We start from the raw sequence: 12,117 nt of genomic DNA on the forward strand, positions 1-12,117 counted from the left end.
AAACTGCGTTCCCTATGACACAAAAGCCTCCGGCGGGAGGCGCACTCCGCGCAGAGGAATATGGCTGCTGACGCAGCCGCGCTCCGGCGCGAGTGTGCGCCAAGCGCACACTTTTTTAACAGGAAAGGGGAAAGAAGCGCTATGGGAGAAAAGCTTAAACTGTACGGCTTTAACAATCTGACGAAAGCGCTGAGCTTTAACATCTACGATGTATGCTACGCAAAGACTGCGAGAGAACAGAGGGATTACATCGCCTACATTGATTCTCAGTACAACTCCGAGCGTCTCACAAACATTCTGACGACGCTCACCGACATGATCGGGGCCAAGGTGCTCAACATATCCTGCCAGGACTACGAGCCTCAGGGGGCATCGGTGACCATCCTCATCGCGGAAGGGTCCATGATCCCTGCCGGGGAGACTCAGCTGGCCCATCTGGACAAGAGCCACGTGACGGTGCACACTTATCCGGAGTACCATCCGGAGACCTGCCTGGCTACCTTCCGGGTGGATATTGATGTGGCCACCTGCGGGGAAATCACGCCCCTGTCCACCCTGGACTACCTGATTTCCTCCTTCGACTCGGACATCATCACCATGGATTACCGGGTGCGGGGCTTTACCAGGGATGTAAACGGCAGAAAGCTCTTTATGGATCACCGGGTCACGTCCATCCAGGACTACATTTCCCCGGACATTTTAAAGAAATATGACGCGGCGGACATCAACGTCTACGCGGCGAACATATTCCACACCAGAATGATGATCAAGGATATCGACCTCCAGAACTACCTGTTTAAGACGGACGTGTACGAGCTGCCGCCCCAGGTCAGGCTGGAGATTATGAACAATCTGCGGAGAGAGATGATCGAGATCTTCAGCGGATGCAATATTTACTAGGAGGAAGGCCATGGAACCGTTGGATCAGGAGAGGGCGCCCATATACGAGGCGCTGGAACGATTTGGAAAAATGAGGGTAGTCCCCTTTGACGTGCCGGGACATAAGAGAGGCCGGGGAAACCCGGAGCTGGCCCGGCTTTTGGGAGAAAAATGCGTGTCCATGGATGTCAATTCCATGAAACCTTTAGACAATCTCTGCCACCCCGTATCGGTGATCCGGGAGGCGGAGATTCTCACCGCCCAGGCCTTCGGCGCCGCCCACGCCTTCCTTATGGTAGGGGGGACCACGTCGGCGGTGCAGAGCATGATTCTGTCCGTGGCCAAGCGGGGAGAGAAGATCATTCTCCCCAGAAATGTGCACCGAAGCGTCATGGGAGCCATGGTGCTGTGCGGCGCCGTTCCGGTTTATGTAAACCCGGAGGGAGACGACCGCCTGGGGATTCCCCTGGGCATGAGCGTGGAGGCGGTAAAACAGGCGGTGCGGGAAAATCCCGACGCCAAGGCCATTCTGGTCAATAACCCCACCTACTACGGCATCTGCTCCGACTTAAAAGCCATCGTAGAGGTGGCCCACAGCAACGGGATGCTGTGCCTGGCAGACGAGGCTCACGGCACCCATTTCTATTTCAGCGACGAGCTGCCGGTTTCCGCCATGGAGGCGGGGGCGGATATGGCGTCCGTGTCCATGCACAAATCCGGCGGCAGCCTGACCCAGAGCTCTATTCTCTTAGCCGGTCCGGCCATGCAGGAGGGCCACGTCCGCCAGATCATCAATCTGACCCAGACCACCAGCGCGTCCTACCTGCTGCTGTCCAGCCTGGACATTTCCAGGAGAAACCTGGCCTTAAGAGGCGAGGAGGCCTTTAAGCGGGTGGCCGGCCTGGCCCGGTACGCCAGACGGGAGATCAACGCCATCGGCGGCTACTACGCCTACTCCAAGGAGTTGATCAACGGGGACAGCGTCTACGACTTCGACGAGACGAAACTGTCCGTGAACACCCTGGATGTGGGGCTGGCGGGCATTGAGGTCTACGACCTGTTAAGAGACGAGTACGACATCCAGATCGAGTTCGGGGACCTGGGAAATATTTTAGCCTACCTTTCCATCGGGGACCGGCCCAGGGAGATCGAGCGGCTGGTGAGCGCCCTGGCGGAGATCCGCCGCCGGTTTGAGCGGGATCCCGCGGGGCTGATGAAACAGGAATACATTGATCCGGAGGTGGCGGTATCGCCCCAGGAGGCCTTTTACGCGGAGAAGGTTTCCCTTCCCATTATGGAGACGGCCGGCCGGATCTGCAGTGAGTTTGTGATGTGCTATCCGCCGGGAATCCCCATTCTGGCTCCCGGAGAGCGGATCACCGGAGATATTTTAAATTACATACAGTACGCGAAAGAAAAAGGCTGTTCCATGACCGGTCCGGAGGACGCGGCCATCGAAAGGCTGAACGTGTTAAAATGACAACAGGGGGTGCCATATGGAATTTTGGTTTTCAGAAGAACAGACGCCGAATGTAAAGCTGTCCATCCGGGTGGACCGGCAGCTCTACAGCGGGAAAAGTGAATTTCAGAGGATCGACGTGTTTGAATCCCCGGAATTCGGCCGTTTCCTCACGCTGGACGGCTATATGATGCTGACGGAAAAAGACGAATTCATCTACCACGAGATGATCACCCACGTGCCCATGGCGGTGCATCCGAAGGTGAGAAACGTGCTGGTGATCGGCGCCGGGGACGGCGGCGTGATCCGGGAGCTGACCCGCTATCCGGAGATCGAGCACATCGACATGGTGGAGATCGACGAGCTGGTGGTGGAGGTGTGCAAGAAATACCTGCCAAAGACCGCCTGCCGCCTGGACGATCCCAGGGTGGACATCCACTATGAGGACGGGTTAAAATTCATCCGCTCCTGCCAGGACTGCTACGATCTCATCATCGTGGACTCCACCGACCCCTTCGGGCCGGGAGAGGGACTGTTTACCAGGGAGTTTTACGGCAGCTGCTTTAAGGCCTTAAAGGAGGACGGCATCATGGTGAACCAGCATGAGAGCCCCTTCTATCCGGAGGACGCCCTGGCCTGCCAGCGGGCCCACAAGCGGGTGGTGGAGTCCTTCCCCATCAGCCGCGTGTACCAGGCCCACATCCCTACTTATCCGTCGGGACACTGGCTGTTTGGGTTCGCGTCCAAGAAATACCACCCCTTAAAGCATCTGGACGAGACCAGGTGGAACATGAGGGGATTAAAGTGCCGTTATTATACGACGACGCTGCATAAAGGGGCATTTTACCTGCCCGCGTACGTAGAGGAGATGCTGGAAGATGTTGAGTAAAAATGTAGAGACGTTTATGGGCTGTGACTGGGAACCGGCGGAGGCGGACACCATTTTATTCGGGGCGCCCTTTGACTCCACCACCTCCTACCGGCCGGGGACCAGGTTCGGCAGCTCTGCCATCCGCCACGAGTCCTTCGGCCTGGAGGATTACAGCCCCTATCAGGATAAGGATTTAAGCCAGGTAAAGACGGCGGACATCGGCGATCTGGAGCTGTGCATCGGGGATACGGCCAGAGTGCTGGATCAGATCGAGGAGTGCGCGGCAGAGATCCTGGCCGCCGGAAAGCGGCCCTTTATGCTGGGGGGAGAGCACCTGGTGACCCTGGGAGCCTTCCGGGCTGCCGTAAAACGGTATCCCGACCTTCACGTGCTCCATTTTGACGCCCACGCCGACCTGCGGGAGGACTATCTGGGGATGCCCCTGTCCCACGCCTGCGTGCTGCGCCGGTGCTGGGAGCTGGCCGGGGACGGGAAGATTTTCCAGTTCGGCATCCGCTCCGGGGACCGGGCGGAGTTTGCCTGGGGAAAAGACCACGTGACCACCAGGAAATTTGATTTTGAGGGCCTGGAGGAGACGTTGGACCGCTTAAAGGGAAAACCGGTGTACTTCACCCTGGATCTGGACGTGATGGATCCGTCCGTATTTCCGGGAACGGGCACGCCGGAGCCGGGCGGGGTGAGCTTTGACGCCCTGCGCCGCGCTGTGACCCTGGTGTGCAGCCGGGCAGACGTAAAGGCCTGCGACGTAAATGAGTTAAGCCCCCACTACGACCCCAGCGGAATTTCCACCATGGCTGCCGGAAAGCTGGTGCGGGAGATGCTTTTAGCTTTGGGAAAATAGGAAAAATCATAAGAAAAACAGGAGGAATGATCAATGGGAAAAGCGTTAATCATCGGATGCGGAGGCGTTGCCTCTGTTGCCATTCACAAGTGCTGCCAGAACAGCGAGGTATTTGAGGAGATCTGCATTGCCAGCCGGACGAAGTCCAAATGCGATGCCTTAAAGGAGAAACTGGAGGGAACCACGAAGACGAAGATCACTACCGCCCAGGTGGACGCCAACAGCGTGGAGCAGCTGGTGGCCCTCATCCAGGAGGTAAAGCCGGACGTGGTGTTAAACCTGGCTCTCCCCTATCAGGATCTGACCATCATGGACGCCTGCCTGGCTACCAAGACCCACTACGTGGACACGGCCAACTACGAGCCGGAGGACACGGCGAAATTTGAGTACAGCTGGCAGTGGGCTTACAGAGAGCGGTTTGAGCAGGCGGGCATCACTGCCGTGCTGGGCAGCGGCTTTGACCCCGGCGTGACGGGGGTATTCTCCGCCTATGCCTTAAAGCATGAGTTTGACGAGATCAATTACATCGACATCTTAGACTGCAACGGCGGCGACCACGGCTATCCCTTCGCCACCAACTTCAACCCGGAGATCAACATCCGCGAGGTGTCCGCCAACGGCTCCTACTGGGAGGACGGCCACTGGGTGGAGACGAAACCCATGGAGATCAAGCGGGTTTATAACTTCAAAGAGGTGGGGGAGAAGGATATGTACCTTCTGCACCACGAGGAGCTGGAGTCCCTGGCCTTAAACATCCCCGGCATCAAGCGGATCCGTTTCTTCATGACCTTCGGCCAGAGCTACCTGACCCACTTAAAATGCCTGGAGAACGTGGGCATGACCTCCATTGAGCCCATTATGTACGAGGGAAAAGAGATCATCCCCTTACAGTTTTTAAAGGCCGTTCTGCCGGATCCCGCCAGCCTCGGTCCCCGCACTAAGGGAAAGACCAACATCGGCTGCATTTTCCGCGGCAAAAAGGACGGAAAAGAGAAGAATTACTACCTTTACAATGTCTGCGACCATGAGGAGTGCTATAAAGAGGTAGGCTCCCAGGCGGTGGCCTACACCACCGGCGTTCCCGCCATGATCGGCGCCATGATGGTGATGACCGGAAAGTGGAATACCCCCGGCGTTCACAACGTGGAGGAGTTTGATCCCGATCCCTTCATGGAGGCCCTGAATAAGTGGGGACTGCCCTGGCAGGAGGACCGCGATCCGGTGCTGGTGGACTGATGAGCAGCGGGGCAGCGGACATTTCCACCCCTTATTTTCTGGTGGATGAAGGACTGTTAAAGAAAAACCTGAAGATCTTAAAGGATGTGCAGGAGCGGGCGGGCTGCAAGATTCTGCTGGCCCAGAAGGCGTTTTCCATGTACTACGCCTATCCCCTTCTGCGGGAATATCTGGCGGGAACCACGGCCAGCGGCCTTTACGAGGCCAGACTGGGCCATGAGGAGTTCGGCGGGGAGACCCATGTGTTTTCCCCCGCCTACCGTCAGGAGGAATTTGAGGAGATTTTAACATACGCCGACGACATTGTGTTCAACTCTCCCGACCAGGTGAGGCGGTATGGACGGCGGGCGAAGGAGGCGGGAAAGGCTGTGGGGCTGCGGATCAATCCGGAGTGTTCCACCCAGGAAGGCCACGCCATCTACGACCCCTGCGCTCCCGGCTCCCGTCTGGGTACCACCCTGGACAACTTTGACGAGGGCATTCTGCCCCTTTTGGACGGCCTCCATTTTCACACCCTCTGCGAGCAGGGGGCGGATGCCCTGGAGATCACCGTGAAGGCGGTGGAGGAGAAATTCGGGCCTTACCTTTCCGGGATGAAGTGGTTAAACCTTGGCGGGGGACACCACATCACCAGGGCGGACTACGACGTGGAGCTGCTCATATCCATCGTCCGCCGGTTAAAGGAGAAGTACCAGGTGGAAATCTATCTGGAGCCGGGGGAGGCGGTGGTGTTAAACGCCGGTTTCCTGGTTTCCTCCGTCCTGGAAACGGTTTCCAACGGCATCGACATCGCCATCCTGGACACCTCCGCGGCCTGCCATATGCCGGACGTGCTGGAGATGCCCTACCGGCCGCCGGTGCGCCATTCGGGACAGCCGGGGGAGAAGGCCTCCACCTGGCGCCTTGCCGGGCCCACCTGCCTGGCGGGGGACGTGATCGGGGACTATTCCTTCGACCAGCCCTTAAAGCCCGGGGATCCGGTGATATTTGAGGACATGGCCCTCTACACCATGGTAAAGACCAACACCTTCAACGGCATGGCCCTCCCGTCCATCGTATGGCGGGCGGAGGACGGGACGAAACATCTGGTAAAGCAGTTTGGATACGAGGATTTCAAATCCCGCCTGTAACGCCGGGGGAGGCGCGCCCTCCGGCGGGATGCGCACTCCGTGCAAAGGAAACTGGCTGCTGACGCAGCCGCGCTCCGGCGCCGGTGTGCGCCATTGCGCATACGAATCAGAACAAATTCCGCCCTCCGGCGGATGAAACGAGAAATAGGGGGAAAGCTATGTATACGTTTCAGGACCTGATAGACGTCACCGAAAAGCTCCGCTCTGAAAACGGCTGTCCGTGGGACAGGGCACAGACCCATGAGAGCCTGAAGGAGTGCCTGAAAAACGAGTGCCAGGAGGTGATCGACGCCATCGACAGCGGGGATATGGAGAACCTGTGTGAGGAGTTGGGGGATGTGCTGTTCCAGGTGATGATGCACAGCCAGCTGGCGAAGGAGGAAGGAGCCTTCACCATCGACGACGTGATCCACGGCATCTGCGACAAGATGGTATTCCGTCATCCCCACGTATTCGGCGGCCAGACGGAGTTTCCGGGAGAGGGCGGGACACCCACCTGGGAGGAGCTAAAAAACCTTGACAAACTAAGGAAAAACAGATATAAAGATAGGTGACGTATTATTTATGAAATCCGTAGTGGTTTGCTTGCTACAGATGAGTATTAGGAGGAAAATAGAATGAATAAGACAGAATTGATCGCAGCAATCGCAGAGAGAGCAGAAATTTCCAAGAAAGATGCGGAGAAAGCGTTAAAGGCATTTACAGAGGCAGTAGCCGATGAGTTAGTAAAAGGTGAGAAGGTACAGTTAGTAGGTTTCGGTACGTTTGAGGTGTCCGAGAGAGCTGCCAGAGAGGGCAGAAACCCCAAGAGCGGCGAGCCGATGAAGATCGAGGCTTCCAGAACTCCGAAGTTCAAAGCAGGCAAAGCGTTAAAGGATATGGTAAACGCATAATTTTATGAGATTAGATAAATTCTTAAAGGTATCCCGCCTGATCAAGCGGCGGACCGTGGCAAACGAAGCGTGCGACGCGGGCCGTGTGCTGGTCAATGACAAGGCGGCAAAAGCTTCCTACGACGTGAAAAACGGCGATGTGATTGAGATACAGTTTGGGACCAAGTCTGTGAAGGTCGAGGTACTGGATGTGCAGGAGACCGTGAAAAAGGACGAGGCCAAGGAGCTTTACCGGTATCTGTAAGGCATAAAAATGAGTATCTCCTCATACATTGGAACCAGGGGTTTCGATGTGTGAGGAGGTTTTTTTATGGATGAAATCAGGACGAGAGCCCACAAGGTCATATTGGAAAACAGGTCCGGCGGCACTATCACCGGCATACAGGATGTGGTCTCCTTCGACGAAAATCAGATCGTGCTGGACACGGACATGGGGCTTCTCACGATCAAGGGCAAGAACCTGCACGTGAGCCGGCTGACCCTGGAAAAGGGGGAGACGGACATCGACGGCAGCATTGACAGCCTCGCCTACTCCTCCAACGACGCCTACCGCAAATCCGGGGAATCCCTGTTTGCCAGACTGTTCAAATAGAAAGGCAGCCGCGTATGAACCAGCAGATCTTTGTGGAGCTGCGCCTCTCCGGCGCGGGGTTTGTGACGGGGCTGTGGCTGATGGCGGTCTACGACGTGCTGCGGGTGCTGCGGATTTTCGTGCCCCACTGCCCGGCGGCGGTGGGGGCGGAGGACGTCTGCTACTGGATTTACGCCGGGCTGACGGCCTTTTCCCTGGTGTACCGTGGCAACGACGGCACCGTGCGGGCCTACATCATCGCCGCGGCTGCCGCCGGCATGGCCATTTATGACAGACTTCTCAGCCGAAGGCTGCTGAAACTCTTGCAAAAGCTGAAAAAATCCGTTAGAATAAAGAGAAAGAAACGAAAAAAGCTGGTGGACAAATGAGCACGAAATCGAGATCCAGAAAACATAGACGGGAAAAATGGGGCAACCGGATGGCGATGCTCGGACTCACCCTCGTAGTAGGCAGCCTGGCTGTGGTGGTGGGGATCCGGGGGAGCTCTTTGAGCGCCAAGGACGCGGAGTACCGCGTCAAGGAGGCACGCCTGGAGGCTCAGCTGGCCGAGGAGGAACGGCGGGCGGCGGAGCTGGAGGAGGAGCGGGTGTACGTCCAGACAAAGCAGTATATCGAAAAGGTGGCCAAGGAAAAGCTGGGCCTGGTCAATCCTGACGAGATCCTCTTAAAGCCTTCCCAGCCCTGATTAGAGCATATTTCCCTCCCATCTGCATATAATAGGAGTTATGCAGGTGAGGAGGGATTTTTGTGTTAAAATATAAGCCGGACCGCCGGGGAACGGCGGAACTGAACGGGTATACGGCTAAAAGGCTTAATGAGATGGCCCTGTCCTTAAGCTCCCTGGCCCGCTCCTTTGACGGCGAGGCGGGCTCCGGCCGGGGGCTTGGCAGGGAAGAAGGGCTGACGGCCTTACGGACGGCTGCCGACCTGGTGTGCGGCAGCTGCAGCAGGTGCAATATTTACAAGGACAGCACAAAGGAGGACAGCTATTTCCTCTCCTATCTGCTGGGCGCTTTTTCCCAGAAGGGGAGAGTGGACAGAGAGGATATGCCCCAGCTCTTTTTGGAGACCTGCGGGCAGAGCGCGGAGTACATAGAGCAGATCAACCGCAGCTTGGGCCGGGCTACCATGAATCTGGCCTGGAAAAATAGGTTTCTGGAGAGCCGGGAGACGGTGATCGCCCAGTTTCGGGAGCTGGCGGTGATTTTAGAGGAGTTTGCCAAACAGATGGAGCAGGCGGTGGACGTGACGCCCTCCGGAGAGCGGACCATAAAGCGGGTGTTTCGCATGAAGCGGCTGGCCATTTCCCGGCTGCTGATTCTGGAGTACGGCAGCGGGCAGCGGGAGCTGTGCGCCTCCATCCGGGCGGTGGGAGGCCGCTGCATGACGGCAAAGGATGCCTGCAAGCTGGTGGGACAGGCCCTGGGCGGGGCCTGGATGCCCTCCAGGGACGGACGCAGCGTCATCACCAGGACGGAGGCCGCCTACCGGTTCATCGAGGAGGGCAAATACCGGCTGACCTACGGAGTGGCCGGCCTTCCCAGGGATGGGGAGGCCGTGTCCGGCGACAGCTTTACCTTTAACGGCTCCCTGCCGGGCCAGGTGGTGGCCAGCCTGTCCGACGGCATGGGAAGCGGAGAGACGGCCTCCAAAGAGAGCAGCCGGGTAATCGAGCTGACGGAGGAGCTTTTGGAGGCGGGATTTTCCGCCCGGGCGGCCTTAAAGATGGTAAATACGGTCCTTCTTCTCACCGGCGGCGAGCAGCATCCGGCCACCCTGGATCTGGCCTGCTTTGACCTCTACACCGGGGTACTGGAGATGATGAAAATGGGGGCGGCTCCCACCTTCATCTACGGGGAAAACGGGGTGGAAATGCTGGAGGCCGGAGAGCTGCCCGCCGGCATTGTGGGCAGCGCGGAGCCGGTGCTCCTCTCCAAAAAGCTGTGGGATGAAAACTGGATCATCATGGTCAGCGACGGCGTTTTAGACGCCCTGCCGGGGGAGGAAAAGGAGCTTTCCATGCGAGAGTTTTTAGAGGGGGCGGAGTACGGCCAGCCCCAGGAGCTGGCGGAGGCGGTGCTGGCCTTTGCCCGGTCCTTTCACGGCAGGCCCAGGGACGATATGACCGTGCTGGCGGCGCGGGTGTGGAAACGGTGACCGGCCATCTGTCCGCAAATTCCGGTTGCAACCGTCCGGCAATCCATGTATCATAAGTCTATGACGAAGACAGGAGGAACCGGCGGATGGAGCTTTTCAGGCAGGTGCGGGGCACCATGGAGGCATATCATATGACAGAAAAGGGCGGGCACATCGTGGCGGCCGTGTCGGGCGGCGCTGACTCTGCCTGCCTTTTGCGCGTGCTAAAATCCCTGTCCGGCCCCATGGACTTCACTCTGGAGGCCCTTCATGTAAACCATGGCCTGCGGGGGGCGGAGGCGGACCGGGACGAGGAGTTTACCAGGCGGCTGTGCGGAGAGCTTTCCGTCCCCTTCCAGGCGGTGCGGGCCGACGTGAGGGCCTGCGGAAAGGAATGGGGCCTCTCCGAGGAGGAGGCGGGCCGGAAGGTCCGCTACGAGGCTTTGCGGAAACTGGCGGCGGAGCGCAGGGCAGAACGTGAGGCCAGTCTGGGGCCTGACGCCCCGCCCTGTGTGATCGCCACCGCCCATCACCGGGACGACAGCGCCGAGACCGTGCTCCACAACCTGTTTCGGGGCAGCGGCCTAAAAGGCCTGGGAGGCATCCGTCCGGTGTCCGGGGAGATCATCCGGCCGCTGATTCAGACCAGCCGGTCAGAGATTGAGGCCTGGATGGAGGAGAACGGCTTTCCCTGGTGCGAGGATTCCACCAACGGGGACACGGACTACACCAGAAACCGCATCCGCAATCAGATCCTCCCCCTGGCCGCCGGGGTCAATTCCCAGGCGGCCGCCAACATCGTCCGCGCCGGTTCTTTCATCGCCCAGGCGGACGAATACCTGGAAACCCAGGCGGCGGACCTGTGCGCCAGGCACTGTTTCCGGGACGGGGAGTCGGTGGGGATCCCGCCCTGGGCCATATCCGGGGAGCCGCCCATCCTGCGGGCCTACGCGATCCGGCATATGCTCCGCCTGGCCGGTTGCCCCCTGCGGGATGTGGGAGCCGTCCATTTAGAGGCGGCGGCGTCCCTTCTGGGCGGCCAGGCAGGGAAACGGACGGAGTTTCCGGGCGGCTATGGAGCCTGGAACGGCTACGAGGCCTTTTTCGTGGGGCCAAAGCCGGAAATCAAGGAAGAACCGGCTCTGCCCCGGCTGCGAATTTCCGTGTTTCCCCTGGAAAAAGGGATGGAAATTCCCAAAAACCAGTATACGAAATGGTTCGATTATGATAAAATGAAAGATGTGCCGTTTTTGCGGTTCCGGCAGACAGGAGACTATTTTGAGCTCCCCGGCGGCGGAAAAAAGAGCCTGAAGGCTTACATGATCGACGAAAAGATTCCCCGCGGGCTGCGGGACCGGATTCCGGTGCTGGCGGAAAAAAGCCATGTGATATGGATGATCGGCTACCGGATCAGCGAATACTATAAAGTGACGGCGCAGACGAAACAGATAATGGAAGTGACAGTGGACGGAGGAAAAGAATAATGGCGGATAAGATTCGTGTATTATTGAAGGAAGAAGAAGTAAACGCCCGGATCAGCGAGATCGCGGCTCAGATCAGCCGGGATTATGAGGGAAAGAGCGTGCATCTGATCTGCATTTTAAAGGGCGGCGTATTTTTTACCTGTGAGCTGGCGAAACGGCTGACGGTGCCGGTGAGCTTAGACTTCATGTCCGTGTCCAGCTACGGCAGCGGCACGGTGTCCAGCGGCGTGGTAAAGATCGTAAAAGACCTGGATGAGCCGCTGGAGGGCAAGGAGGTCCTGATCGTGGAGGACATCATCGACTCCGGCCGCACCCTGGCTTATTTAATCGAGGTGCTCAAGCAGAGAAATCCCGCCGGGATCCGCCTTTGCACCCTGCTTGACAAGCCGGAGCGCCGGGTAAAGAAACAGGTGAAGGTGGACTACACCTGCTTTACCATCCCGGACGAATTTGTGGTGGGATACGGCCTGGACTATGACCAGAAATACCGGAATCTGCCATACATTGGAGTAATTGAACAATAAGGAGGACATTTGTGAGACAGCAGTCATACAGAGGGTTCGGCTTTATCCTGC

The 12,117-nt window shown here is 58.0% G+C and carries 15 protein-coding genes; all 15 read left to right on the forward strand.

What is annotated here, in order from left to right:
* Positions 1–141 precede the first annotated feature (141 nt).
* The 15 genes from speD to hpt all read left to right on the forward strand — a co-directional run bounded on the left by speD (position 142) and on the right by hpt (position 12,066).
* Complete coding sequence (gene speD / locus B5E84_RS17825; protein WP_087225526.1) at positions 142–900, forward strand: adenosylmethionine decarboxylase; 759 nt, start codon at positions 142–144, stop codon at positions 898–900.
* Positions 901–910: 10 nt separating this feature from the next.
* Positions 911–2,359, forward strand: a complete 1,449-nt coding sequence (locus B5E84_RS17830; protein ID WP_087225529.1) for an aminotransferase class I/II-fold pyridoxal phosphate-dependent enzyme — start codon at positions 911–913, stop codon at positions 2,357–2,359.
* A gap of 16 nt (positions 2,360–2,375) precedes the next feature.
* Positions 2,376–3,227, forward strand: coding sequence for a polyamine aminopropyltransferase (gene speE / locus B5E84_RS17835; RefSeq protein WP_087225531.1), 852 nt, complete (start codon positions 2,376–2,378; stop codon positions 3,225–3,227).
* Complete coding sequence (gene speB, locus B5E84_RS17840; protein ID WP_087225534.1) at positions 3,217–4,071, forward strand: agmatinase; 855 nt, start codon at positions 3,217–3,219, stop codon at positions 4,069–4,071. Before speE ends, speB begins: the two co-directional genes overlap by 11 nt.
* Before the next feature lie 33 nt (positions 4,072–4,104).
* Entirely contained in the window at positions 4,105–5,307 is a 1,203-nt protein-coding gene (locus B5E84_RS17845) for a saccharopine dehydrogenase family protein (protein ID WP_087225537.1), read from the forward strand.
* Entirely contained in the window at positions 5,307–6,437 is a 1,131-nt protein-coding gene (nspC, locus tag B5E84_RS17850) for a carboxynorspermidine decarboxylase (RefSeq protein ID WP_087225540.1), read from the forward strand. The genes B5E84_RS17845 and nspC overlap by 1 nt, the downstream gene beginning before the upstream one ends.
* A 158-nt stretch (positions 6,438–6,595) precedes the next feature.
* Positions 6,596–6,991, forward strand: coding sequence for a MazG nucleotide pyrophosphohydrolase domain-containing protein (locus tag B5E84_RS17855; protein WP_087225543.1), 396 nt, complete (start codon positions 6,596–6,598; stop codon positions 6,989–6,991).
* 63 nt (positions 6,992–7,054) lie between these two features.
* Positions 7,055–7,330, forward strand: coding sequence for an HU family DNA-binding protein (locus tag B5E84_RS17860; RefSeq protein ID WP_087225546.1), 276 nt, complete (start codon positions 7,055–7,057; stop codon positions 7,328–7,330).
* Between the two features lie 4 nt (positions 7,331–7,334).
* Positions 7,335–7,574: an RNA-binding S4 domain-containing protein gene (locus tag B5E84_RS17865; RefSeq protein WP_087225549.1), complete on the forward strand. Its 240-nt coding sequence runs from the start codon at positions 7,335–7,337 to the stop codon at positions 7,572–7,574.
* Between the two features lie 66 nt (positions 7,575–7,640).
* A complete protein-coding gene (gene yabP / locus B5E84_RS17870) occupies positions 7,641–7,922 on the forward strand; it encodes a sporulation protein YabP (protein ID WP_087225552.1) in 282 nt (93 codons plus the stop codon).
* A 14-nt stretch (positions 7,923–7,936) separates the two neighbouring features.
* Positions 7,937–8,290 carry a spore cortex biosynthesis protein YabQ gene (gene yabQ / locus B5E84_RS17875; protein ID WP_087225555.1) on the forward strand — a complete coding sequence of 118 codons (354 nt, stop codon included), beginning with the start codon at positions 7,937–7,939 and terminating at the stop codon, positions 8,288–8,290.
* A gap of 50 nt (positions 8,291–8,340) precedes the next feature.
* On the forward strand, positions 8,341–8,607 hold the full coding sequence (locus B5E84_RS17880) for a septum formation initiator family protein (RefSeq protein ID WP_330374303.1): 267 nt from the start codon (positions 8,341–8,343) through the stop codon (positions 8,605–8,607).
* Between the two features lie 62 nt (positions 8,608–8,669).
* Positions 8,670–10,079 carry a SpoIIE family protein phosphatase gene (locus B5E84_RS17885; RefSeq protein WP_204248616.1) on the forward strand — a complete coding sequence of 470 codons (1,410 nt, stop codon included), beginning with the start codon at positions 8,670–8,672 and terminating at the stop codon, positions 10,077–10,079.
* Between the two features lie 86 nt (positions 10,080–10,165).
* Positions 10,166–11,542 (forward strand): tRNA lysidine(34) synthetase TilS, encoded by a 1,377-nt coding sequence (gene tilS / locus B5E84_RS17890; protein ID WP_087225561.1) that lies wholly within the window; start codon positions 10,166–10,168, stop codon positions 11,540–11,542.
* A complete protein-coding gene (hpt, locus tag B5E84_RS17895; protein ID WP_087225564.1) occupies positions 11,542–12,066 on the forward strand; it encodes a hypoxanthine phosphoribosyltransferase in 525 nt (174 codons plus the stop codon). Before tilS ends, hpt begins: the two co-directional genes overlap by 1 nt.
* The last annotated feature ends 51 nt before the right edge of the window (positions 12,067–12,117 follow it).

The sequence above is a fragment of the Lachnoclostridium sp. An14 genome (assembly GCF_002160755.1).
In the GTDB taxonomy this organism is placed as follows: domain Bacteria; phylum Bacillota; class Clostridia; order Lachnospirales; family Lachnospiraceae; genus Lachnoclostridium_A.

Bases quoted from the DNA above. Each gene is read 5' to 3' on its own strand.
- nspC (WP_087225540.1), top strand. From the start codon at position 5,307: ATGAGCAGCGGGGCAGCGGACATTTCCACCCCTTATTTTCTGGTGGAT.
- tilS (WP_087225561.1), top strand. From the start codon at position 10,166: ATGGAGCTTTTCAGGCAGGTGCGGGGCACCATGGAGGCATATCATATG.
- yabP (WP_087225552.1), top strand. From the start codon at position 7,641: ATGGATGAAATCAGGACGAGAGCCCACAAGGTCATATTGGAAAACAGG.
- hpt (WP_087225564.1), top strand. From the start codon at position 11,542: ATGGCGGATAAGATTCGTGTATTATTGAAGGAAGAAGAAGTAAACGCC.
- B5E84_RS17880 (WP_330374303.1), top strand. From the start codon at position 8,341: ATGGCGATGCTCGGACTCACCCTCGTAGTAGGCAGCCTGGCTGTGGTG.
- B5E84_RS17830 (WP_087225529.1), top strand. From the start codon at position 911: ATGGAACCGTTGGATCAGGAGAGGGCGCCCATATACGAGGCGCTGGAA.
- yabQ (WP_087225555.1), top strand. From the start codon at position 7,937: ATGAACCAGCAGATCTTTGTGGAGCTGCGCCTCTCCGGCGCGGGGTTT.
- speD (WP_087225526.1), top strand. From the start codon at position 142: ATGGGAGAAAAGCTTAAACTGTACGGCTTTAACAATCTGACGAAAGCG.
- B5E84_RS17855 (WP_087225543.1), top strand. From the start codon at position 6,596: ATGTATACGTTTCAGGACCTGATAGACGTCACCGAAAAGCTCCGCTCT.
- speB (WP_087225534.1), top strand. From the start codon at position 3,217: ATGTTGAGTAAAAATGTAGAGACGTTTATGGGCTGTGACTGGGAACCG.
- B5E84_RS17860 (WP_087225546.1), top strand. From the start codon at position 7,055: ATGAATAAGACAGAATTGATCGCAGCAATCGCAGAGAGAGCAGAAATT.
- B5E84_RS17845 (WP_087225537.1), top strand. From the start codon at position 4,105: ATGGGAAAAGCGTTAATCATCGGATGCGGAGGCGTTGCCTCTGTTGCC.
- speE (WP_087225531.1), top strand. From the start codon at position 2,376: ATGGAATTTTGGTTTTCAGAAGAACAGACGCCGAATGTAAAGCTGTCC.
- B5E84_RS17865 (WP_087225549.1), top strand. From the start codon at position 7,335: ATGAGATTAGATAAATTCTTAAAGGTATCCCGCCTGATCAAGCGGCGG.